This is a genomic window from Rhizobium sp. KNZ14-9A (assembly GCF_056755015.1).
Map to the genome: position 1 here is coordinate 2,796,410 of NZ_JBPGXB010000002.1, position 22,789 is coordinate 2,819,198.

The 22,789-nt window shown below is 61.0% G+C and carries 21 protein-coding genes; 12 read left to right on the forward strand and 9 right to left on the reverse strand.

The annotated features are described in order from the left end of the window. The first annotated feature begins 71 nt into the window (after nucleotides 1-71). The gene (locus ACR9ZQ_RS20675; RefSeq protein WP_481428698.1) at nucleotides 72-1,301 is read left to right on the forward strand and encodes an MFS transporter; all 1,230 of its coding nucleotides are present in this window, start codon (nucleotides 72-74) and stop codon (nucleotides 1,299-1,301) included. A gap of 3 nt (nucleotides 1,302-1,304) precedes the next feature. Here the strand turns inward: ACR9ZQ_RS20675 and ACR9ZQ_RS20680 are convergent, their stop codons facing one another. After that, nucleotides 1,305-1,913, reverse strand: coding sequence for a TetR/AcrR family transcriptional regulator (locus tag ACR9ZQ_RS20680; protein WP_310378045.1), 609 nt, complete (start codon nucleotides 1,911-1,913; stop codon nucleotides 1,305-1,307). A gap of 110 nt (nucleotides 1,914-2,023) precedes the next feature. Between ACR9ZQ_RS20680 and gstA the strand changes: the two genes are divergently transcribed. Then, a complete protein-coding gene (gstA, locus tag ACR9ZQ_RS20685; RefSeq protein ID WP_310378047.1) occupies nucleotides 2,024-2,707 on the forward strand; it encodes a glutathione transferase GstA in 684 nt (227 codons plus the stop codon). 153 nt (nucleotides 2,708-2,860) lie between these two features. Continuing rightward, nucleotides 2,861-3,844, forward strand: coding sequence for an NADP-dependent oxidoreductase (locus ACR9ZQ_RS20690; protein ID WP_481428699.1), 984 nt, complete (start codon nucleotides 2,861-2,863; stop codon nucleotides 3,842-3,844). A 51-nt stretch (nucleotides 3,845-3,895) separates the two neighbouring features. Here ACR9ZQ_RS20690 and ACR9ZQ_RS20695 read toward each other — a convergent pair whose 3' ends face one another. Further along, nucleotides 3,896-4,798: a LysR family transcriptional regulator gene (locus tag ACR9ZQ_RS20695; protein ID WP_310378051.1), complete on the reverse strand. Its 903-nt coding sequence runs from the start codon at nucleotides 4,796-4,798 to the stop codon at nucleotides 3,896-3,898. Between the two features lie 137 nt (nucleotides 4,799-4,935). Between ACR9ZQ_RS20695 and ACR9ZQ_RS20700 the strand changes: the two genes are divergently transcribed. The 3 genes from ACR9ZQ_RS20700 (at nucleotide 4,936) to ACR9ZQ_RS20710 (ending at nucleotide 9,079) form a co-directional block, all read left to right on the forward strand. Further along, entirely contained in the window at nucleotides 4,936-6,150 is a 1,215-nt protein-coding gene (locus ACR9ZQ_RS20700; RefSeq protein ID WP_310378053.1) for an HlyD family secretion protein, read from the forward strand. Nucleotides 6,151-6,227: 77 nt separating this feature from the next. Continuing rightward, nucleotides 6,228-7,850: an MDR family MFS transporter gene (locus ACR9ZQ_RS20705; protein WP_481428700.1), complete on the forward strand. Its 1,623-nt coding sequence runs from the start codon at nucleotides 6,228-6,230 to the stop codon at nucleotides 7,848-7,850. 47 nt (nucleotides 7,851-7,897) lie between these two features. Further along, a complete protein-coding gene (locus ACR9ZQ_RS20710) occupies nucleotides 7,898-9,079 on the forward strand; it encodes an adenylate/guanylate cyclase domain-containing protein (RefSeq protein WP_405049683.1) in 1,182 nt (393 codons plus the stop codon). An 11-nt stretch (nucleotides 9,080-9,090) separates the two neighbouring features. Here ACR9ZQ_RS20710 and ACR9ZQ_RS20715 read toward each other — a convergent pair whose 3' ends face one another. Beyond that, nucleotides 9,091-9,978, reverse strand: a complete 888-nt coding sequence (locus ACR9ZQ_RS20715; RefSeq protein ID WP_481428701.1) for a branched-chain amino acid aminotransferase — start codon at nucleotides 9,976-9,978, stop codon at nucleotides 9,091-9,093. 250 nt (nucleotides 9,979-10,228) lie between these two features. On the opposite strand from ACR9ZQ_RS20715, the gene ACR9ZQ_RS20720 reads away from it, so the two are divergent. After that, nucleotides 10,229-11,269, forward strand: a complete 1,041-nt coding sequence (locus ACR9ZQ_RS20720; RefSeq protein ID WP_481428702.1) for a zinc-dependent alcohol dehydrogenase family protein — start codon at nucleotides 10,229-10,231, stop codon at nucleotides 11,267-11,269. Nucleotides 11,270-11,374: 105 nt separating this feature from the next. After that, on the forward strand, nucleotides 11,375-12,289 hold the full coding sequence (locus ACR9ZQ_RS20725; protein ID WP_481428703.1) for an adenylate/guanylate cyclase domain-containing protein: 915 nt from the start codon (nucleotides 11,375-11,377) through the stop codon (nucleotides 12,287-12,289). A gap of 3 nt (nucleotides 12,290-12,292) precedes the next feature. Here ACR9ZQ_RS20725 and ACR9ZQ_RS20730 read toward each other — a convergent pair whose 3' ends face one another. Both ACR9ZQ_RS20730 and ACR9ZQ_RS20735 read right to left on the reverse strand, forming a co-directional pair. Beyond that, nucleotides 12,293-12,745 carry a TetR/AcrR family transcriptional regulator C-terminal domain-containing protein gene (locus ACR9ZQ_RS20730; protein WP_481428704.1) on the reverse strand — a complete coding sequence of 151 codons (453 nt, stop codon included), beginning with the start codon at nucleotides 12,743-12,745 and terminating at the stop codon, nucleotides 12,293-12,295. Nucleotides 12,746-12,834: 89 nt separating this feature from the next. Further along, complete coding sequence (locus tag ACR9ZQ_RS20735) at nucleotides 12,835-13,653, reverse strand: sugar phosphate isomerase/epimerase family protein (protein ID WP_481428705.1); 819 nt, start codon at nucleotides 13,651-13,653, stop codon at nucleotides 12,835-12,837. A 277-nt stretch (nucleotides 13,654-13,930) separates the two neighbouring features. Here ACR9ZQ_RS20735 and ACR9ZQ_RS20740 point away from each other — a divergent pair, with 277 nt between their 5' ends. The 3 genes from ACR9ZQ_RS20740 to ACR9ZQ_RS20750 all read left to right on the forward strand — a co-directional run bounded on the left by ACR9ZQ_RS20740 (nucleotide 13,931) and on the right by ACR9ZQ_RS20750 (nucleotide 16,429). Then, on the forward strand, nucleotides 13,931-14,395 hold the full coding sequence (locus tag ACR9ZQ_RS20740; protein WP_310378066.1) for a cupin domain-containing protein: 465 nt from the start codon (nucleotides 13,931-13,933) through the stop codon (nucleotides 14,393-14,395). A gap of 322 nt (nucleotides 14,396-14,717) precedes the next feature. Beyond that, nucleotides 14,718-15,488, forward strand: coding sequence for a trans-aconitate 2-methyltransferase (gene tam / locus ACR9ZQ_RS20745; protein WP_481428706.1), 771 nt, complete (start codon nucleotides 14,718-14,720; stop codon nucleotides 15,486-15,488). A gap of 218 nt (nucleotides 15,489-15,706) precedes the next feature. Continuing rightward, on the forward strand, nucleotides 15,707-16,429 hold the full coding sequence (locus ACR9ZQ_RS20750) for a hypothetical protein (protein ID WP_481428707.1): 723 nt from the start codon (nucleotides 15,707-15,709) through the stop codon (nucleotides 16,427-16,429). 59 nt (nucleotides 16,430-16,488) lie between these two features. Here the strand turns inward: ACR9ZQ_RS20750 and ACR9ZQ_RS20755 are convergent, their stop codons facing one another. Next, nucleotides 16,489-17,106 carry a LysE family translocator gene (locus tag ACR9ZQ_RS20755; RefSeq protein ID WP_310378070.1) on the reverse strand — a complete coding sequence of 206 codons (618 nt, stop codon included), beginning with the start codon at nucleotides 17,104-17,106 and terminating at the stop codon, nucleotides 16,489-16,491. A gap of 149 nt (nucleotides 17,107-17,255) precedes the next feature. On the opposite strand from ACR9ZQ_RS20755, the gene zwf reads away from it, so the two are divergent. Further along, nucleotides 17,256-18,764 carry a glucose-6-phosphate dehydrogenase gene (zwf, locus tag ACR9ZQ_RS20760; protein ID WP_113323234.1) on the forward strand — a complete coding sequence of 503 codons (1,509 nt, stop codon included), beginning with the start codon at nucleotides 17,256-17,258 and terminating at the stop codon, nucleotides 18,762-18,764. 23 nt (nucleotides 18,765-18,787) lie between these two features. Here the strand turns inward: zwf and ACR9ZQ_RS20765 are convergent, their stop codons facing one another. The 3 genes from ACR9ZQ_RS20765 to ACR9ZQ_RS20775 all read right to left on the reverse strand — a co-directional run bounded on the left by ACR9ZQ_RS20765 (nucleotide 18,788) and on the right by ACR9ZQ_RS20775 (nucleotide 22,729). After that, nucleotides 18,788-19,081, reverse strand: coding sequence for a hypothetical protein (locus tag ACR9ZQ_RS20765; RefSeq protein ID WP_113323186.1), 294 nt, complete (start codon nucleotides 19,079-19,081; stop codon nucleotides 18,788-18,790). A 252-nt stretch (nucleotides 19,082-19,333) separates the two neighbouring features. Continuing rightward, nucleotides 19,334-21,502: a TonB-dependent receptor family protein gene (locus tag ACR9ZQ_RS20770; RefSeq protein ID WP_481428708.1), complete on the reverse strand. Its 2,169-nt coding sequence runs from the start codon at nucleotides 21,500-21,502 to the stop codon at nucleotides 19,334-19,336. A gap of 348 nt (nucleotides 21,503-21,850) precedes the next feature. Next, complete coding sequence (locus ACR9ZQ_RS20775; RefSeq protein WP_481428709.1) at nucleotides 21,851-22,729, reverse strand: MurR/RpiR family transcriptional regulator; 879 nt, start codon at nucleotides 22,727-22,729, stop codon at nucleotides 21,851-21,853. Nucleotides 22,730-22,789 lie beyond the last annotated feature (60 nt).

The following is a 22,789-nucleotide window of genomic DNA, read 5'->3' on the forward strand; positions in this document are numbered from 1 at the left end:
CTCAGGGCGGTGCGTAAAGTGAGGATCGCTTCATCTTGGCCACGGCCAGACTGTACCGAAGAAGATCCGCAATGACCGACACTCAATGGGACGCCGCAAAGGTGGCGCCTGGCTCCGCCTACTGGAAACGCAATCTTGTCATCTCGCTGCTTGGCTCGTTCACGACCATCGTGGCGATGACGCTGCTGCTTCCTTTCCTTCCGCTTTACGTGGAGGAGCTTGGCGTGAGTGATCATGCGGCGATCGTGCAGTGGTCGGGCATTGCCTATGGCGCGACCTTCTTTGCCGCCGCCTGCGTGGCGCCGCTCTGGGGCCGGCTGGGCGACATCTACGGTCGCAAGTTGATGCTGGTGCGCGCCAGCCTCGGCATGACCATCGCCATCTCGCTGATGGGCATGGCCGGCAGCGTCTGGCAGCTAGTGGCGCTGCGCCTCTTCGTCGGCCTGGCGGGCGGTTATGCCTCCGGCTCGATGGTGCTGGTGGCGACACAGACGCCAAAGGACCGCTCCGCCTGGGCGCTCGGCGTGCTCTCATCCGGCATCATGGCCGGCAATCTCGTCGGCCCGCTGATCGGTGGGGCGCTGCCGCCCATTATCGGCATCCGCGGCACGTTTCTCGCAGCCGGCGGCATGATCTTCTTCGCCTTCCTCGCCACCACCTTCCTCATCAAGGAAGAGAAATCGGCGGCCCGCAAACAGGCGGCCAAGGCATCCGGCGGCTGGAAATCCATTCCCGACAAGGGGCCGGTGGTCGCCATGCTTGCGACCGGGCTGCTGCTGATGCTCGCTAATATGTCGATCGAGCCGATCATCACCGTCTATGTGGCGCAGCTGGTGCCAGATCAGGGTCAGGTGACGATGGTGGCCGGGATCGTCATGTCGGCGGCAGCGCTCGGCAGCATTCTGTCGGCCTCGCGGCTCGGCAAGCTTGCCGACCGGATCGGCCACTGGCCGGTCATTGCCGGCGCGCTCGCGGTTGCCGGACTGCTGCTCATTCCCCAGGCCTTCGTCACCGGCTCCTGGCAGCTGATTGCTCTGCGTTTCCTGATGGGCGTCGCACTTGGCGGGCTCCTGCCCTGCATTACCGCCGTCATCCGGCATAGTGTGCCCGATAGTGCTGCCGGCAGCATTCTCGGCCTGTCCATCTCCTCGCAATATGTGGGCCAGGTCGCCGGGCCCGTTCTCGGCGGCTTCGTCGGCGGGCATATCGGCATGCCGGCGGTCTTTCTCGGTACCAGCGTCCTCCTGCTCGCGGGCGCGGCCTTCACATGGCTAGTGCGCACCAAGGAAGAGCAGGCCTGAACCTCAGGCTTTGCCGCAGATCATGTCCACTCCGGACTGTGCCAGGGCCTCGAGCGTTTCGCGGCTATCGCCGGCCCGCGCACGGACTGCAAGCGAATGCATGACGGCGGAAGCGAGCCTTGCAAGCGTGTGAGGATCGCTTCGGTCGGGCAATTCGCCCCGTTCTATCGCGAGCTTCATGCGCTTTTCGATCTCCCCGTCGAAATCGTCGAGGCTGCGGCTCAATATTTCCCGGACCCGCTCATGCTGGATCGCCTCGGCCGTTGCTGTGCCGATGAGGAAGCAGCCACGTGCGGCGGTTTCCCCGTGGAGATAGATGGCCAGAGCGCGCTGATAGACACGCGCGAGGTTTTGACGCAGGGGCAGCGACGGGTCGAGCGCGTTCGCCAGCACGTCCATGCTTTCGGCGCGATAGCCCTCGAGAGTATCGAGATAGAGATCCTCCTTGTCGCCGAAGGCACCATAGAGGCTCGGGCGGTTGAGCTGGGTGGCGGCGCTTAGTGTGTCCAGCGACGTGCCGGCAAAACCGCGATCCCAGAACACCTCCCTCGCCTTTTCCAATGTCACCTTCGCGTCGAAGGCCCTCGGGCGGCCGCGCTTCTTCTCGCTCATTTTGTACCGTTTCGCATAAAATAATTGACCACGGGAATTTTATGCGAAATAGTACAAATGTCCAACGAATTGATGCAGGCGGTTTCACGCTGCCGCAGGAGGAGGAACCTATGAAACTCTATATGCACGCGGCCGCCTGTTCGCTTTCGCCGCATATCGTCTGCCGGGAACTGGATATCGATATCGAGCTCATCACGGTCGATCGAAAGACGCATCGCACCAGCCACGGCGAGGACTATCTCGCCATCAACGGCAACGGCTATGTGCCGGCGCTGATGCTCGACGATGGCAAGGTGCTGACGGAGGGGCCGGCGATCGTGCAGTTTCTTGCCGATAGCGCGCCTGAGGGCAGAAGGATGCTGCCCGAGATCGGCGACTTTGGCCGCAATCAGGTGCAATCCCTGCTGAATTTCATCACGTCGGAACTGCACAAGCCGATGGCAATGCTCTTCAATGCCGATTACGCCATCGCACATGAGGCGATGCGCACGGTCGTGAACAAACGCCTCGACTGGATCAATGGACGCCTTGCCGTTCCCTATCTCACCGGCGAGAATTTCACGGTCGCGGATGCCTATCTCTTCGTCTGCCTCAACTGGTCGCCCTGGATCGAAATCGATCTCGATCGTTTTCCCGCCCTTCCTGCCTTCATGAAGCGTGTCGCAGCCCGCCCGGCCGTGCGGGCGGCGTTGAGCGAGGAAGGGCTGATGGCCTTCAATGCCCGCGGCAACTTCTTTGCGCCCATCGCCTATATCCAGTCTGCCGGATATGTCGGCTCGCCGGTCCGGCCGTGATAAAATGTCGGTCCGGCAGAACGCGCGGCCGGACCGGATTATCCTCTGATGCTTGATAATCGTTCCCGAACAGCAGGGATTATCGAAAGTCTTCGATGGCGGCATCTTCACTCCATCGAAACCGGAGAGCCGGTTCACACGAAGGAGCAGAAGATGACCACGATTACCGAGAGCGAGACAAAGACGACCATGAAAGCCTACAGGGTTCATGCATTCGGACCGCCGGAAGCCATCATTGCCGAGGATGTCGAGATCCCCGCGCCCGGCAAGGATGAGGTTCTGATCAAGGTGCATGCGGCCGGGGTCGGTCCCTGGGATGGCTGGATCCGTTCGGGCAACAGCGCCCTGCCCCAGCCGCTACCGCTGACGCTCGGCTCTGATCTCTCGGGCACGGTGGAAGCGGTCGGCGAAGGTGTCACCCATTTAGCCCGCGGCGATGCGGTCTACGGTGTCACCAATCCGCGCTTCATCGGCGCCTATGCCGAATATGCGATTGCCGCAGCCGGCATGATTGGCGTGGAGCCGGCAAGCATCGGCCATGTCGAAGCCGCCTCGATCCCGGTCATCGCGGTGACCGCAAAGCAGGCGCTGTTCGACCACGCTAGGCTGACGGCTGGACAGACGGTGCTCATTCATGGCGCGGCGGGCAATGTCGGCGCCTATGCGGTGCAGTTCGCCCACAAGGCCGGGCTGAAGGTGATCGCCACGGCAAGCGGAAGCGATATCGAGACCGTCAAGCGACTCGGCGCCGATGTCGCCGTCGACTTCCGCAGCCAGCGTTTCGAGGACTTTGCCCATGAGGTCGATGCCGTCATCGATCTCGCCGGCGGGGAGACGCAGACACGCTCCTTTGCGGTGCTGAAGCGCGGCGGCAAGCTTGTTTCCGCCGTTTCGCAGCCGGATCAGGAGCTAGCTAAAACGCAGGGCGTCGAGGCCTTCTTCTTCCTCGTCAATGTCACGACCAAGGAGCTCAGTGAAATCACCGCGATGGTCGATGCCGGTCAGCTAGAAACCAATGTCGGCGATGTGCTGCCGCTCGATGCGGCGATCGCGGCGATCGCGGCGATCGCGGCGCATGAGATGCTGGAAGGCAAACGCCCGCATAGCAAGGGCAAGATCGTGCTGAAAGTCATCTGACAATGACCTTAGGGGACGCCCGGCGAGATAAACAGTCCTGCCGGACGCTTTTCATGCCATCCATTTTCGGTGTTCGGCGAAACGGTCCACCAGCATGTCGAGGAACAGCCGCACCTTGGTCGGAAGATGGCTGCGGTTCGGATAAACGGCGTTGATATGGATCTCGACGCCGCGATAATCCGGCATCATTCGCACCAGGCGGCCGGCCTCCAGATCCTCGAAGACGACGAAGCTTGGTGCGAGGAAGATGCCCTGCCCGTTCAGCACCAGATAACGCAGGGTCTCGGCGCTGTTGGAGATGATGCTGCCGCCCACCTTGACGCTTTCCTGCCGCCCCTCGGCATCCTCGAAACGCCATTCCTCGCCAAAGGGATAGTAGGCATATTGCAGGCAATTGTGCTCGGCGACCTCCGCCGGTGTCGTCGGCATGGCGTGGGTCTTCAGATAGTCCGGCGAGCAGACGAGGAAATGCCGCCAGGGCGTCAGCTTGCGCGCAACGAGGCTCGAATCCGGTGATGGCGTCGTGCGGATCACCAGATCATACCCGTCTTCGATCATATCCACCGATCGCTCGCCGATGTTGAAATCGATCTGAACCGCCGGATAGAGCGTCATGAACTCGTTGATGACGGGCAGCAGGAAGCGGACGATGGCGCTGCTCGTATAGAATCTCAGCGTGCCGCGCGGCGTCGAACTCAAGGCCCCGGCAGCGCGGTCCGCCTCTTCCAGATCGGCCAGGATCTGCGACGAGCGCTCATAATAATATTTGCCGGTTTCGGTCAGGCTGACCTTGCGCGTGGTGCGGTTCAATAGCCGTACGCCGAGGCGATCTTCCAATGATTGCACATGGTTGCCCACCATGGTGACGGACATGTTGAGGCGCCGCGCGGCAGCGGAAAAACCGCCGCATTCCACCACCCGACCGAAGACTGTGAGGCTGGTCAGCCGATCCATATTATTCCTCGATTATCCGCTGAGAGTTGATGATCCTTCCCGAAAACAGCAGATTATCAGAAAGCATGTCCGGGTCCATCTTCCGCTCATCGAACAGGGCTTCGCACTGATGAAGCCGAGACGAATGGAGAAGGACAATGGTCGAACTGCCCCGCAACGAAGTTTTCAAGAACGTCCAACAGGCCGGAACCGCCCCCACCGCAGAAGCTGCAGCACCGGCTGCAGAAGCAATGGCTGCAGCCGCCGCGGCCGTTGATACCCCTAGGAAGACCGGCCGCAAGCTCATCAAGCGCGCCGTCATCGCCGCAGCGTTGCTTGCCAGCGGCGCCTTCGCCGGTGATTTCGGCTACCGCTACTGGACAGTCGGCCGCTTCATCGAATCCACCGACGATGCCTATGTGAAGGCCGATTACACGACCGTTGCCCCAAAGGTCGCCGGTTATATCAAGCAGGTCCTCGTCAATGACAATGACACCGTCACAGCCGGGCAAGTTCTCGCCCGCATCGACGACCGCGATTTCCAGGCTGCACTGTCGCAGGCCAAGGCCGATGTGAAGGCTGCTGAGGCCGCCGTCACCAATCTCGATGCGCAGATCTCGCTGCAGCAGTCGATCATTGCGCAGGCCCGCGCAACACTCGATGCATCGCAGGCTTCGCTGACCTTCGCCCAGTCCGATGCCAACCGCGCGAGCCGGCTGATCACCAACGGCGCCGGCACGCAATCCCGCGCCGAACAGAGCCAGTCGCTGAAGGATCAGGCCGCCGCTGCTGTCGAACGCGATAAGGCGGCACTCGTTGCCGCCGAGAACAAGGTGCCGGTGCTGCAGACGCAGCGCGAGCAACTGCTCGCCCAGCGCGACCGCGCTGCCGCTGCCGCCAGCCAGGCCGAACTGAACCTTTCCTATACGGATATAGTCGCTGCCGTTGACGGCACGGTCGGCGCGCGCTCAATCCGCGTCGGCCAGTATGTCACCTCGGGCACCCAGCTGATGGCGGTCGTGCCGCTGCATGCGGTCTATGTCGTCGCCAACTTCAAGGAAACGCAGCTGACCTTCGTTCGCCCCGGCCAGACGGTAGAGATCAAGGTCGACAGCTTCCCGGATATTGCCATCAAGGGCCACGTCGACAGCGTCTCGCCGGCCAGCGGTCTCGAATTCTCGCTGCTGCCGCCCGACAATGCCACCGGCAACTTCACCAAGATCGTCCAACGCATCCCGGTCAAGATCGTCATCGATGACGAACGCCTTGCGGGCCTGCTGCGCTCGGGCATGTCTGTAATCCCCGATATCGATACCAAGGCCGCCCAGACCTCCGCGGCCGCGGAGGAAGGATTATCCACTCCTGCTGGATGATCCTTCCATCCCTTTCTCAATTATCACCCGAAAAGCGTCATGAGACAGTTTTCCGCAGAGCCGGAAGGAGATAAGTCATGGCTACGCTTCAGATCGCCGCAAACAGCAATTCGGTCGCGCGCCCCGCCCCAGCGACGGTCCCCGCTGTCAAACCCGCCATGAGCCCGCTTCGCATGTGGACCGCCGTCGTCGGCTCCACACTCGGCGCCTTCATGGCGATCCTCAACATCCAGATCGTCAATGCTTCGCTGGCCGACATTCAGGGCGCCATCGGCGCCGGCACCGACGATGGCGGCTGGATCTCGACCTCGTATCTCATCGCCGAGATCGTCGTCATTCCGCTCAGCGCATGGCTTGCCCGGGTCTTTTCGGTCCGCAACTATCTGCTGGTCAATGCTATCCTGTTCCTCATCTTTTCGGTCGCCTGCGCTTTCGCGGTCAACCTGCAGCAGATGATCATCCTGCGCGCCATCCAGGGCTTTTCCGGCGGCGTGCTGATCCCGATGGCCTTCACCATCATCATCACGCTGCTGCCCAAGCCCAAGCAACCGATCGGCCTGGCACTCTTTGCCCTTTCAGCCACCTTTGCCCCGGCAATCGGCCCGACCATCGGCGGCTACTTCACTGAAAACTGGGGCTGGGAATATATCTTCTATATCAACCTCGTGCCCGGCGCGCTGATGGTCGGCATGCTCTGGGCTTCGCTCGACCGTGCGCCGATGAATCTCGGCCTGCTCGCCAAAGGCGACTGGCCTGGCATCATCACCATGGCGATCGGTCTTGCCGCACTGCAGACCGTGCTGGAAGAAGGCAATAAGGAAGACTGGTTCGGCTCGGATTTCATCGTCCGCCTCACTGTTATCGCCGCCGTCTCGCTGACGCTCTTCCTCATCATTGAGCTGAAAGTCGCCCATCCGCTCTTGAACCTGCGCTTGTTTGCCCGCCGGAACTTCGGCTTCGGCATCCTTGCGAATTTCCTGCTGGGTATCGCGCTCTATGGCTCCGTCTTCGTACTGCCGATCTACCTAACCCGTATCCAGGGCTATAATTCCGAGCAGATCGGCCTGGTGCTTGCCTGGACCGGCATCCCGCAGCTTCTGCTGATCCCGCTGGTGCCGCGCCTGATGAAGCACTTCGATATCCGCCTGCTGATCGTCGTCGGCTTCGTTCTCTTCGCCGCCTCAAACTTCATGAACGTTCATATGACGGGCGACTATGCGAGCGATCAGCTCTTCTGGCCGAATGTCGTGCGTGCCGTCGGTCAGGCACTTGTCTTCACGCCGCTCTCGGCCATCGCCACCGCAGGTATCGAGCCGGAGAATGCCGGTTCGGCTTCCGCCCTCTTCAACATGATGCGCAATCTCGGCGGCGCCGTCGGTATCGCCTCGCTGCAGACCTTCCTGTCGAAGCGCGAGCAGTTCCACTCGAATATCCTGACCAATTCGGTCTCCGTCTTCGAGGAAGCCACCCGCGATCGCGTCGCAAAGCTCACGGGCTATTTCATGAGCCACGGCGTCAGCGACCAGGCCATTGCCACGCACAAGGCGGTCGTCGCCATCGCACTGAAGCTGCGCAAGCAGGCCAATATCATGGCCTTCAGCGACACTTTCTTCCTGCTCGGCGTCGCCCTCGTCATCGCTCTGCTCGCCTCCCTGCTTCTGAAAAAAACCGGCCAGGTCTCCGGCGGCGGCGCTCACTGAGCGCACCGTCCCAGCGAAGGAGAACACTCGTGAATAACCTGCTCGACATCGACTACGCCGTTGAAACCAGGGCACCCGCCAACAGCCTCAACACGACTGCGGTGCTCGGCCTCATCGAATGGCTGACCGGCGACGAATGTCATGCTCTCGACGAGGTCGGCCTCGTCTCCGGCCTCGGGCGCCGCCTTCGGGCGCTCGGTGTTCCAGTCGACCGGCTGACGCTGCATCTGATGACGCTGCACCCGGAATATATCGGCCGCACTATCGCCTGGGCGCCGGGCGAACCGGTGGAAATCCATGACCGCGAGCATGGCACACGGCTCGCCATTGCCAATACGCCACTGCAAAAGGTTTTCGAAAGCCGTGAACTGCTCGTCGTCGGCCCGGGCCAGAGCCCGCACGGCCGCTGGCAGCATATCGACGTCTTCGCCGGGCGTGGCCTCGTGCAGCTGATGATCGCGCCGCTTTGCAATGCCGACGGCCCGGTCAGCGCCGCGATCTTCGGCACCAAGCGGCCGGGCGGCTTCACCACCCCTGAAATGCAGGTGATCGAGCGTATCGTGCCGGCGCTGCGCAATACCAGCGAACTCCGCATTCTGCGCCAAGTCGAACTCAGCCTGCTCGACACCTATATCGGGCCGCTGACGGCAAGCCGCATCCTTTCCGGCCGCATCCGCCAGGGCGAAATCGAATCCATGCAGGCAGCCCTGCTGCTCTGCGACCTGCGCGGCTTTACCGAACTCTCCAACCGCTTGCCGGGCGAAACCGTGCTCGGATTGCTGAACGCTTATTTCGACCACGTCATTCCGGCGATCACGCGAGAAGGCGGCGAAGTGCTGAAATTCATGGGTGACGCGGTGCTCGCCTTCTTCCCCGGCTATGATGCGACCCGAACCTGCAATGCAGCGCTTTCGGCTGCCCGGGCGATCCTCGAAGCGCTGGATGGTTTCAACTACAACGGCATCGGCGCCAAGGCCGGCATCGCGCTGCATCACGGCGAGGTCAGCTACGGCAATATCGGCTCCGGCCGGCGACTGGATTTCACGCTGATCGGCGGGGATGTGAATCTCGTCAGCCGTATTCAGGGCGTGTGCAGCGAGCTTGGGGAGGCCCTGCTGATGTCTCAGGACTTTTTCAATGAGGTGGGCCCTGAGGATGCCGTGTCAGCGGGAAGCCACAGATTAAAGGGCTTCACGGATGGCGTAGAGCTTTATGCGGTGAGACGCTAGGCAGCGGCGCACTACTCCTCATTCCCCCCGCGCCCATAAGCCCAGTTCATGTAGAGTTCCAGCGCCTTGCGGGTAATCGGACCTTCCTGGAAATTGCGGCCGTCGAGCCTGTTGACGCCGACGACCTTCGAATAGTTGCCCGACGTGAAAATCTCGTCGGCGCCCATGAAATCCTCGACAGAAAGTGTCGCCTCGCGCACGTCGAAGCCGGCTTTGCGCAGCAAGCCGATGACGCGCAGCCGCGTGATGCCGGCGAGGAAGGTACGGTTGGCAATCGGGGTGAAGACGACGCCGTCCTTGACCATAAAGACGTTCGAGGAAGCTGTTTCGACCACATTACCGTTCATATCGCGCATCAGCGCATTGTCGAAGCCGCGGCCTCTCGCTTCGGCAATCGCCCGGCCGCTGTTCGGATAGAGCGCGCCTGCCTTGGCATCGGTCATTGCGGTTTCCGGCGTGGGGCGGCGGTAGGGCGAGACGGTCAGCGAAGAGCCGCCATGGCCGCCCATCGCGGCTTCGAACAGGCAGAGCGCGAAGCGAGTGGATTCGCCATCAACGGCCACGACACTGCCCGGCGAACCATGCTCGCCCCAATACATCGGCTTGATGTAGATCGGCGTCTTGCCGTCGAATTTCTTCACGCCTTCCCAGGCGAGCGCCTCGATCTCTTCAGCAGTCTTCACCGGCTTCAGGCCCATGGCGACAGCAGATCGGTTGATACGCTGGCAATGCAGGTCGAGATCGGGCGCAATGCCATCGAACCAGCGGGCGCCATCAAAGACGGTGGAGCCCAGCCACATGGCATGGGAGGTCGGCCCGATCAGCGGCGGGTTGCCGGCAATCCACTCTCCCTCGACATAGGTCCAGGTGGTCGTGCGGGGTGACGTATCGACGGGCATTTGCGGCTCTCCTCATGAAGTCGGCAAAGCAAAATCCTCCCTGTCGGGGGCGGTCAAGCGCAAATTGACGGTTGAAACATCGAAGCAATAAAATGCCCGATCGTGCGCGAGGATTGAAATATTGATGCGTGTGTCATGGTTCTAAAACGATGGGTCCATAAAGGAAAATGATGGAAAGGCGACTGGATGAAAACCCTCGCCGCATGCCATCATGGATGAAGACACGCATATCCCGCCCAGGAGAAGACAGATGAAAGCCATGTATTACGAAGCTTTCGAACAGGCGCCTGATATCCGCACCGTGCCGGACCCGACGCCGACGGAAGACGGTGTGGTCATCAAAGTCGGCGCAACCGGGCTTTGCCGCAGCGACTGGCACGGCTGGATGGGCCATGATCCGGATATCCGCTTGCCACATGTGCCGGGCCACGAGCTTGCCGGCAAGATCGTCGCGACCGGCAGAGGTGTCGTGCGCTTCAAGGTCGGCGACCGTGTGACCGTACCTTTCGTTTCCGGGTGCGGCCATTGCAGTGAATGCCATTCGGGCAATCAGCAGGTTTGCCCCAACCAGTTCCAGCCGGGCTTCACCCATTGGGGTTCCTTCGCGGAATATGTCGGCATCGACTATGCCGATACCAATCTGGTGCATCTGCCCGAGAGCGTGGATGACGCCACGGCAGCGAGCCTCGGTTGCCGCTTCGCCACCTCCTTCCGCGCGGTTGCCGACCAGGCACGTACCGGCCCGGGCGAATGGATTGCCATGCATGGCTGCGGCGGCGTCGGGCTTTCGGCGATCATGATCGCGACTGCGCTGGGGGCGAACGCAATTGCCGTCGATATATCCGAGGAGAAGCTTGCCTTTGCACGCGAATGCGGAGCGGTCGCGACGATCAATGCCTCCGCGGTCGCCGATGTGGCTGAAGCGGTGCGTGAAATCACCAAGGGTGGCGCGCATGTCTCCATCGACGCACTCGGCCACCCCGTCACCTGCTTCAATTCGATCAAGAACCTGCGCCGGCGCGGCCGGCATGTACAGGTAGGGCTCATGCTCGGCGAGCATTCCACGCCGCAGATCCCGATGGCGCAGGTGATCGGCCATGAGCTGGAAATCTACGGCAGCCACGGCATGCAGGCTTGGCGCTACGATGCCATGCTCTCGATGCTCGCCGCCGGCAAGATCGCGCCGCAGAAACTGATCGGCCGGCGCATCAGCCTTGCGGAGGCAGTGCCGGCACTGATGACGCTCGACAAGGCCGAAGGCACGGGCATCAGCGTGATTACGCAATTCTAGCAACGTGGGATGGTAGTCCGCGCTGGGGCGGACTACCGAAACAAGACTGCGATCCCACTTATAGAATAACGAAGCCAGTTTCGGCCGGCGGCGATAGGGGATTTCATGAGCGAGACACAACGCAAGCTGACGACGATCTTTGCAGCCGACGTGCAGGATTATACGCGCTTGATGGGCGCGGATGAGGAAGGCACGCTCGCCATGCTCAAGCATTATCGCGATGCCATGTCCCGCCTCATCGCTTCGCATGGCGGACGCGTGGTCAATACCTGGGGTGACGGATTGCTGGCCGATTTCCCGAGCGTGGTCGAAGCGGTGCGGGCGGCGATCGACGTGCAGAACGAGCTAGCAGGCAAGAATGCAGCGCGGCCCATGGATGGGCGCATGCTCTTTCGCATCGGCATCAATCTCGGCGACGTCATCGTCGAAGGCGAGGATATCTACGGCGACGGCGTCAATATCGCTGCCCGCCTGCAGGCCTCCGCGCCGGCCGGCGGGATCGTGATCTCGAACACGGTCTATGACCAGGTGCGAAACAAGGTGGCTGTCGGATTCGACTTTCTGGGGGCATTGGAGATGAAGAACGTTGCCGATGCCGTGCCGAGCTATGCCGTGCGCATCGGCGATATCAGCGCGGAGCCGCGGAAGCCGGCAGCCGCTCCCGAACGGCCCGTCGAAATGCCGGCGCCAAGACCGGCTCCGGCGCTGCGCCCGCGCGGCAGGCTGCGCAAGCTCGGCGGCATTCTCGCTCTTATCGGCGCAGTGCTCATCTTCATCAACATTGTCACTTGGGAAGGCGAATTCTGGGCCGTCTGGCCGATGCTTGGCTTCGCCTTCGCGACGGCAATGATATGGGTGCGGAGGCAGGACCGGTTCGATCAGCGCGTCGCCGCGTTTGCCGTCATCGGGGTCGGCATCGTCGCTATCAACATGCTGACATGGCACGGGACATTCTGGGCAATATGGCCTCTGCTGGGGCTTTCGGTCGCCGCCGGCATTCGCTGGGCGATGCGCGACTGAGACTTAGGCGTCCTGCGACAACCGAAGGGCGGCGCCGTCGATCATCATCCTGAGGCCGGCCTCGAAGAAGGCCTCGTGGCCGCAATTGCGATAATGCGTGATAGCCCGACGCGTCAGCGGGAAATCAGCGGCTGCGGCATCGAGCTTTTCCCGCTCCGGCGGCGGTTCGGCCTGCTCCTCGATGACACAGCCGACGGTGTAGCGGGCGATGGCGACAAGTAGTTCCATGGCGAATTCCGCTTCCATGCCTGCTCCGACAAGGACGGCGATATGGGCTTCGACATTGGGAAGATCCTGCGGACTGGTTTCCGTGCCGGCATGGACGCGACCCCCATCGCGATAGCTCAAGAGCGTGCGACGGAAATCACGGGCGTTTTCGAACATGAAGTCCCGCCAATTCTCAGGCACGACCGGCCAGTCGTGGGTATGGCCGCGCGCCATGATCTCCTCGGCCATGGCTTCTATAAGCGCCCACTTGCTCTTGAAATGCCAATAAAGGGCGGCGGGATGATCATCTCACCGCCCTTTTCGATTGCCTGACGCTGTTATTGAGCGAGGCCGAGCGAGGCCAGGTATTCGGCCGAAGCGATAATCTTCGACTTGTCCTTGATCTCGATGATCAGGCGCGGATTGCTTTCGACCTTAGCAAGTGCTGCGAAAACCGCACGCCAGTTGACGGTGCCTTCGCCAAGCGCCCAGTGGCGGTCGGCATAACCATCGGCATCCTGCAGATGAATGTGACCGAGGCGGTTGCCGGCGGCATGGACGTAATAATCGACCGGCGGAGCGCCGGTATAGCCATGGGCGTAATGCGCATGGCCGGTATCGATGGAGACGGAGACGGCCGGCGAGTTGAAGCTCTCCGCCAAGGCTACACGGATATGCGGATCCTTGTCTTCGATATTCTCGATGACGAGGGTGCAGCCGATTTCCTCGGCGCGCTTCACCGCTTCGCGCATCGTCTGATGGCAGTATTCAACGATCTTTTCGCGTTCGCCCTCGTTATTGTCGAGGTTGTTGTAGCTCCAGGTCGTGTAGGGGCTATGGATGACCATATGCGTGCCGCCGATCGCAGCGCAGACATCCAGGCCCTGCAGCATACGGCGGGAGACGACGGCGCGGATATCCGGATCCTGCGAGGCGATGATGAAGCCCCAGAACGGGCCATGGATGCCGACGCGGCCCTTGTAGCCGTCGAGCAGCTTTCTGGCGCGATCGGCACGCGGCGTCCAGTCGCCGTTCAGCACCTCGGCGTTGACGAAGCTCTGCAGCTCGAGATCGCGGGACTTTTCGAAGAGCCAGTCACGATGGGTTTCGAGTTCGTCGATCGTCATGGCTGCGCCGACGACGGGAAGTGAAGACATGGGGTTGCTCCGCTGATGGTATGCCTGAATGGCGGGGAAGGATCGGCGCGTTCTATGCGCCTCTTCTGTGTCGCCGATATTACAGAAACGGCGGTTGCCAACCTGTCGCACTTGCGAAGCGGAGAAGCCATACCGATATGATCGTCGTCGGTTTCAGGGCCCGAGAGCGCGCAAAAGCCACCTCCGCTCGCCCTTCCCTGATTTTACGGCGGTTGCCAAAACGGCCGCAAAGGTCTATCGGACCGCCCCGCAAGAGCAAGAGCAAGAAAGAGACATCATGTCCAACTCATTTGTGAAAACAGATGCCCGGACGGAGGCAAAAAGCTTCTTCGTGCTGGGCGACAAGGTCGAGCGACGGGCTCGCCTCACAGGCAACTGGCTCAACATCTTCGACGTGACCGTTGAGCCCGGCGGCAAGACGCCGCGCCACGCCCATGCAAGCCCGGAAGTCTTCCGGATCATCGAGGGCACGCTGACGATCTGGCGACTGACCGATACCGGGCCGGAAGAGATCGAGGCGAGCGAAGGCGACATCGTCAGCATCGCGCCTTTCATGGTGCACGGCTATTCCAACAATGGAACCGTCCCCGCGGTCTTTTCTGCCATCGTCGATCGCGACATGGCCGAATTCATCGAGACCGAGGGTGTAACCGAACAGCCGCAAGGCAGCCCGTCACCGGAAACGGTGGCGCGTATGCGGGCAGCGGCAAATGCCCATGGAATCACGATCCTGGCGGCGTAAGCGCCGTCAGTTTCTCCTGATGCCGCGCAACGGCCAGCGAAGAGATCGTCATCGCCCAGTGACCGGACTGCGACGCCAACAAATGTTTCATCGAATTCTTCTACTTCGACGGCAATACATGGAAGCCCTTCAGGAAGACTGCGATCGGCGACATAGAAGTCTGTTACAAGCCGATAGAAGAAAACCTTCGCTGAATCGTGTCGAGGACCAGATACTTTCAAGCGTTGGCGCTGCGATCCTGGCTGCCTGAACCGGTCGGCCCGTATCGACAGAGTTCGCATCCGCCGCGTCGAGGACGTGGCCTGACTTCAGGAGAAAGACGATGGCATGGTCAGCCAGCCAGTATGTGAAATTCGAGGATGAACGCACCCGCCCGGCGCGCGACCTGCTGGCGCAGGTGCCCCTGACGGAGCTGCGCCACGCGGTCGATCTCGGCTGCGGGCCAGGCAACTCGACCGAGCTGATCATCGACCGCTATGGTGCGCAAAATGTGTCTGGTCTCGACAGCGATCTGAACATGCTGGAGGCGGCCCGCAAGCGCCTGCCGGGCACGGCTTTCGTAGAGGCCAACCTTTCGACCTGGCAACCCTCGGAGCCGGCGGACCTGCTTTTTGCCAATGCCGTGTTCCAATGGCTGCCCAACCATCTCGACATCTTCGACAGGCTGATGGACGGGCTGGCGCCGGGTGGCGTGCTCGCCGTGCAGATGCCCGACAATCTCGGCGAGCCGAGCCATCTGATGATGGAGGAAACGGCGCATGCCGGCCCGTGGAAGACGGCTTTCGAGAAGAAGAGCGTGCGCCGCAATGTGCTTCCGCCACCCTCGACCTATTACAGCCGGCTGATCGCCAAATCCTCCCGCGTCGACATCTGGCATACGATCTACAATCATCCGATGGACAATGCGGCTGCGATCGTCGAGTGGGTCAAGGGAACTGGCCTTCGCCCCTATCTCGACCATGCCGGCGAAGAGCATCGCGAAGCGTTTCTGGCCGACTATCTCGAACGTATCGACAGGGTCTATCCGAAGGCCGCCGACGGCAAGGTGCTGCTCAAGTTCCCGCGCTTGTTCATGGTGGCGGTGAAGGCCTGACCGGAAATTCTGAGTTCTATGACGCCGGCAGCAGTCCGCTTGATCGCTGCCGGCGAAACTTTGTCAGCCATCCGCAAGCCACACGCAAAGTTTGAAGTGTAGCGGTTCGCCCTGGGATTTCTCAATCCAGACGTGCTTTAGCGACGCCGCCAGCGTCGATCGCTATCCTTTAAACGCCTTTGCGCCACCAGTGCGAGGCCCGACAAAGAGATTTTCAGATGGTTTCTTCCGTTTCCACCATGAGGCTTATGACGGCGCAGATAGCGTTGCAGACGATCAAGGGCGGCTCCTCGGAGAGCAGCTCCAGCAGCACGACCGATCACGACTATTCCAGCCTTCCCTCGCAGACGCGCTCGGCGCTATCGGTCATGCTCGACAAGATCAATGCCGGCAAGGCAGAATCGACGGATACCTCCGGCAACACCACCGCCAGCACCGATATCACCACCGCCTCCTTCATGGCGCTGCTGCGCCAGAACATGACGGCTGCGGCAGACGCCAAGGGCGCCGGCAGCCAGGAAGCTGCCATGCTTGCCGCTTTCAAGAAGGGCCAGCTGACGGTTACCGATCCGACCAAGGGCGTTTCGATCAAGGCCTGGGACGTGACCGACCCCAAGGAAGCCGATGTCGACCAAAAGAAGGGCACGGCGATCAAGACGGACGACTGGAACGACTTCCTGCGCGACCATCTGCAGCGCGATTCGCACGGGCGCCTGGTCAGAAGCGAAAACGGCAGCTTCATCGAAAAGGGCACCGGCAACGAAGTCTATTTCGGCCAGGTCGGCACGCAGAATTACTACATCACCTGGCCGGTGAAGACCGACACGAAGCCGGCGAATGGCACAGGTGACAAGCCCGCAACCGACAAGCCTGCGAGTGATGCCGGCGCATCGAAGCCGGCCACCGATACGACAACGGACAAGTCCGCCTCCAAGGCGTAAGTTATCCATCATCTTAAAACGGCCATTGCGGAAAGACCTTCAGCAATGGCCATATCGTTTCAGGCGCCGACAAGCTCGATCAGCGACAGTATCGCAGTCGCGAGAATGACGAGGCCAAAGCAGATGTTGAGCGCCCGCTCGCTCGATGGCTCCAGCTTCACCTTGCCCAAAACAACGCCCAGCCACAGCCAGAAAATATCGACCACGATCATGATGAGGACGCAGAGCGCCCATTTGGCCTGCATGTCCAGCGCGCCATCCTGCGAAAGCCGGTAAGCGGCAAAAAGCGAGGCGAAGGCGATATAGGCCTTGGGATTGGTGAGGCCTAGCACGACACCGCCGGCGATGGTTGGCGAGGCTTGCCGCCGTGCGGCGGAGAGATCTGCACCGACTGGCGCCGATGCGATCTTCCAGGACAGCCAGACGAGGTAGACGGTGGCAGCGACTGTCATCACCATCATCGCCAGCGGGATTGCCTCGATCAACGACAGAAGGCCGGCTGCCGCCGCGGCGGCTGCAATTGCCAGGCCGATCTGCAGCCCGACATAAAAACGCAGGCCGGTCGCCATACCATGGAGGCGGCCGATTGCCAGGAGCGCAGCGATGGCGGGACCGGGCGAACCGAGAAGGGCAAGAGCCGCCATGAGGAAGAAGCCGGCGCTGACAAGATCGATCATGGATCACCCAATGACATAACGATATCTTTATGTCTTTATATATTTCTAGCATTGTGTCAAACGCTTGTTATTCTTGGGCTGCAAGGTGCTTGCGGCAGAACCGGAGCGCTTTATATTCGGCCGGGAGAATTAAGCTGGAGATGACACGCATGGACGCTCACCCCACCCCGCCCGTCACTCTCGTCATCTTCGGCGCCACCGGCGATCTGACACGGCGATTGCTGGTTCCGGCCATCATCAATCTCACCCGCAGCCATCTCGTCGGCGGGGACCTGAACATCCTCGGCGTCGGCATCGAGCCTGGTGACGATGAATTCCTGCGCCAGCGGCTGGACGCTTTCCTCACCCATCTCGATGGCGAGGAAGTAACTGGCAAGGACGAGGTCTGGGAGAGCCTGCGGTCACGGATCTCCTATCTGCAGGGCGATTTCACCAAGGATGATATCTTCCTCGAAATCGGCAAGCGCCTTGGCACGACCTGCAATGCAGCCTTCTATCTCGCCGTGCCGCCAAGCTTCTTCGGGCCGATCGTCGAGAAACTTGCGGATCTCGGACTGATGGACGAAAGCGGCGGTTGCTTCCGTCGTGTTGCGATCGAGAAGCCCTTCGGCACCGATCTCGCCTCGGCCCGCGCCTTGAATGCACGCATCCTCGCCCGCGTGGAGGAAAGCCAAGTCTACCGGCTCGACCATTTCCTCGGCAAGGAAACGGTGCAGAACCTGATGACGGCGCGCTTCGCCAACATGATGATCGAGTCGCTGTGGAACAATCGCTATATCGACCACGTGCAGATCACCGCCTCGGAGATCGTCGATGTCGGTATGCGCGGGAAGTTCTACGACGCGACCGGCGCGTTGCGCGACATGATCCCCAACCATCTCTTCCAGCTTCTGGCAATGATCGCCATGGAGCCGCCGAACAGTTTCGACGCCGAGGCGATCCGTAACGAGAAGAGCAAGGTGCTGAAGGCTCTGCGCATCTACACGCCGGAGGAAGCAAAGGCGAATGGCGTACGCGGGGCTTATACCGCCGGTCCGCTCAACGGTACCGACTTGCCCGCTTATCGCGATACGAAGGATATTTCGCCCGCCAGCAAGACAGAGACCTATGTGGCGCTGAAGCTCTATGCCGATACCTGGCGCTGGGCTGGCGTGCCCTTCTATCTGCGCACCGGCAAGGCGATGACGGCACGCGACACGGAAATCGTCATCACCTTCCAGCCCGTTCCTTTCGCGCAGTTTCGCGAAACCGAGGTCAACCGCCGTCTGCCGCCGAACAGGCTCGTCATCCAGGTGCAGCCCGATGAGGGCATGAGCATGGAGATTTCCATCAAGTCGCCGGGACAATCCGTCGACACCGTGCCGGTTTCGCTGGATTTCCGCTATGCCGACAAATTCGATATCGGCAAGACGACAGGTTATGAATCGCTACTCTACGACCTCTTCATCGGCGACCAGACGCTATTTCAGCGCGCCGACGGCATCGAGGCTGGCTGGGCGGCGGTGCAGCCCTTCCTGGATGAGTGGGCGAAAGATCAGAGCGTGCCGGACCCTTACGCACCCGGCAGCATGGGACCGGCCTGCGCCGACGAGCTTATCCAGCGAGACGGGCGTGAGTGGCATGAGCTTGGCGTGATCCTGCACAAGAACGGCAAATAGCCGTTCCTGCACTGGAATTTAACTTACCGTCGGCGGCAGGCGGTAGCCAGCGTGCCGTCACGCTCGGCCGTGCGATAGGCGCTCGTACCGGGCCGCGGACAAGCCGTCCGGTCGGACGGAATGACGACGGTGATATTGTCGCTCTCGACGGGATCGAGCGGAATCGAAAAAGCATTACTTGATTCCGCGTCCGGCACCGTGCCGGGCGGCATGCCGCCGAAGCGTCCGGAATAGTCCATATCACCGAGGGCCTGGGAGAAGGCCGGAGCGGCGAACCCGAGGAGAATGATCGAGGCTGCTGCAATGACCGTACGCATGACCATATTCCTTCTTATCTGGCCGATATGAAACGGGATTTGGGTATCCATCGTTCCAGCCGATCCGGCCGTCGGTGAAAAATCCGGCACCTCTTAATCTAGGAAAGGTCAGTGCGAATTTCCATCCGACGGATGGATTGATCAGGCCCTTAAAGCATGTCGCGATCTTTCAGATTCGCTTGCCACGCTTGAGGCTCTTGTTTTCGCATGTCGTTGCAGCAAAACCGCTGTACACTTTTGCGCGACATGCTTTTAAAAGGCGATCGATGCGTTGACGAAGAATGTGCGCGGCTGGCCCACGAACTTGCCGCCATTATTGTCCGTCGAGCGGGTGAAATACTCCTTGTCGAACAGGTTCTTCACGCCGAAGGCAAATTGCGGGGCATTCTTCTTGTCTTCCGGCTGATAGGCGACGCGCAGGTTGACGGTGCCGTAGCCCGGAATATCGCCGAGGCGGCCTGTCGCATCCTCTTCCGTCACATAGGTCGCGCCGGCATCGGCAGATCCCGGCGAATGCTGCTTTGACTGGGCCTGCAGGTCGGCATTGAAGATCCAGTCGTTGTAGCGGTAGCGCGCGCCGAGCGAGGCGACCTGACGCGAATAGAACGGCAGGTCGCGGCCTTCGAAGGCGCCGGCTTCATAGGTCGCCTCGGTGTAGGTGTAGCTTGCCGACAGCGACAGGCCGTCGAGTGCGGGCACGACATCGCCGATATCGTAGTTGATGGCGGATTCGATGCCGCGGTGGCGCGTGGCGCCGAGATCGGTCCAGATGCCCTCGCCGACGATGGTGCGGCCGAGATAGAGTTCCTTGTCGAAGTCGATATTGAAGGCAGTCAGCTCAGCGTTCCAGTTATCGCCCTCATAATGCAGGCCGATTTCGTAGGTCGTCGCCTTCTCGGGATGCAGGCCATCCGTGGTGGACGCGAGTTGGCTGTATTGCTGCGGGCCGAAGGAGACGCCGACATTGCCGAAGACGGTCAACTCATTGGTGAGCCGGTAGGAAGCCGACAATGTCGGCAGGGCTTCTTTCGCCTCGACCGAGGGAGAGAGCGAGCTGGTGACCGCACCACTGGTGCCGAAATTCACGACATCGTTGTGTGTGCTGATCATCTCGTAGCGAATGCCCGGTGTGATGGTCCAGTCGCCGATCTCGATCTTGTCGTCGATGTAGAAAGCATGGGCAATCGTGCCGCCATCGCTCGTCTGGTAGGTGGGCGAGCTACGCGTGGTCGGATCGATGCCCGAGGCTCTGCTGTGGAAAGCCGTGCGGGACGCGACTTCCGCGCTTTCTTCCCAGAGATACCGATAGCCGACGGTCACCTCCTGGGTAATGCCGCCGAGCTCGATCAGGCGGGAATAGCGCGGCTCGATGCCGAAATAGCTGTAGCTGCGCGGAGCAGACGTCAGGCGATAGAGGCCGGCGCTGGCGCCTGTGCCCTGCTGCTCCACATGGCTGCCGCGGAAGGAATCCACGTAGTAGGTCAGCACTTCGAAATTGTTGTCGCCATCGTCATGCTGGTAGCGCAGCGAGATATCATTGCGGCGACCGCTGAAATCGTCGTAGCGGCGTGTCGACTGGTAGGGATCGGCCTCATATTCGGCGCTCGTCAGGCCGCCGGGCATCTTGCCCTCGCCCTCATAGTGATGGAACTGGATGCCGAGCTTGTCCGTATCCGAAAACTCGTAAGCGCCCTTGGCAATGATATCGTCGATATCGGTGCGGTCGTCGGCGTCACGATAGCCTTCGCCGTGGATTCCGGAATAGAGGATGGCCGCACCAAGGCCGTCGACATTGGTACCGCCGATCAGGAAATTCGGCGTCGCCTTGACGTGGCCGTTGTTGCCGGCGATCTCCGCGCCCGAGGAGAAGCGAGCGGTGAAATCCTCCGGGATCGGACGGGTGACGAAGTTGATAATGCCGCCGACATTCTGCGGTCCGTAGCGTACGGAGCCGGCGCCGCGCACGACGTCGATCGTTTCGACATTTCCGAGCGTCAGCGGAAAGAGCGAAAGCTGCGGCTGGCCATAGGGCGCGTAAGCCAGCGGGATGCCGTCCATCAATACGGTGGAGCGTGGCGACAGGCGTGAGGTCAGGCCGCGCACGCCGAGATTCAGCGACACATCGCTGCCGCCGGTACCATTGGCTTCCTGCACCTGGACGCCGGGGATCTGGTTCAACGCATCGCGGATATCCTGCGCGCCGCGTTCTTCGAACTGTTCGCGATCGAGGATCGTGCGGGCGCCGGGATGTTTCAGCACCTTCTCCTCGTTCGGCTCTTCCAGCCAATTGCCGGTGATCTTGATCGTTTCGAGCTGAGTGACGGGGCCGTTGGCTGCTTCCTGTGCGAGTGCCGATGTGGCGGATGCCAGAAGGGCGGCGGTGAGAGCGAGCTGCTTTCCTTGGAGTTTGGGGGCAATCATGGGAGTTTTCCGTAGGCGTTCGAGAAATTCGGGCAACAGCGGACCTTGCCGGAAATGCCTGGGCATTCCGGTGCAAGAGACTGTTTTTGTTGAATGATTATCTGGTTATGTTAGCCATTACGCCGGTATCGGCATCTGGGCACGGTCTTATGGGAGAAGGGACGGACTTCAGCCGTCTTGCTGCGATGAAACAGGCGCGTCATGCAATAACCCCGACAGTCAACGCCGCTGCTGCACGGCATCATGTCGCGGTGACTACAATATTGTAGTTTGCATTTCAATAAACATAACTTAATTTCTCATGTTTATTTTCATGCGGATGGAATTGCAAAGATATTGCCGTGGAGGTCAGTCGTTGCGCAGTGCCTGGTCGCGCAGGTCGGCGAGACGCTTCTTGGCGTCAGTCGCCTGCTGTTGGTTACGGACCGCAACGCCATAGGCAAGCAGATCGGCCACAACGATGGCGCCGATGCTCCAGCTTGCCAGCTTCGAGGGCGAACCGATACAGGTCAAAATGGCCGAGACCTTGTCGGCATAATTGGCGCGCAGCTGCACGCCGCAAACCAGAATGACCTTGCAACCAATATCCCGGAGCTGGCGAACAATGAGCTTGAATTCGGCGGTCTCGCGCACGGCATGGAACATGACGATGACGTCGGCGGGACGCAGATCGATCAGCTCATTGGCAAGCGTAAAACCCGAGGCGCCGGAACAGCGGGTGCGCACGCCGGCACGGCTGAGCGCAATTGAACAATGGCGCGCCTCGACCTCGGCTGTGCCCATGCCGATGCACCAGACGGTATCGGCCTCTTCGACGAGCGAGATGGCGGCGGCGAGCATCGCGCCATCCATCTGCTCCTCGGTGGAGGTCAGCACCTCACGGGCGGTCGCAAACATCTGCGTCGCAACCTTTTCCAGATCATCGCCGGTGGCGCGGAAACGCTGTTCCAGGCGCTCGCTGGTGGAAATGGTGCGCGCCATGACGCGGCCCGATACCCGCTTCAGCTCCGGCAGGCCGGAAAAGCCGAGGCGCTTGGCCGTCCGGATAACGGTCGCATCGCTGGTGCCGGTTTCGGCAGCGATCTCCTCGGCGCTGCGGAAAATCAGCACGTCGATCGGCATCTTCACTAGATGCTCCGCCACGGCGAGTTCAGACCGGCTGAGCTTTGTCCTGTGCTCTTCGAAATGCTCTCTGAGCACCGATGACGATCGATCGCTTCCGTTCATCCGCCCTTCCCTAGATGATATTCAGAAGGCCGAATAACCGACTTTGGGGCATAGCGAAAC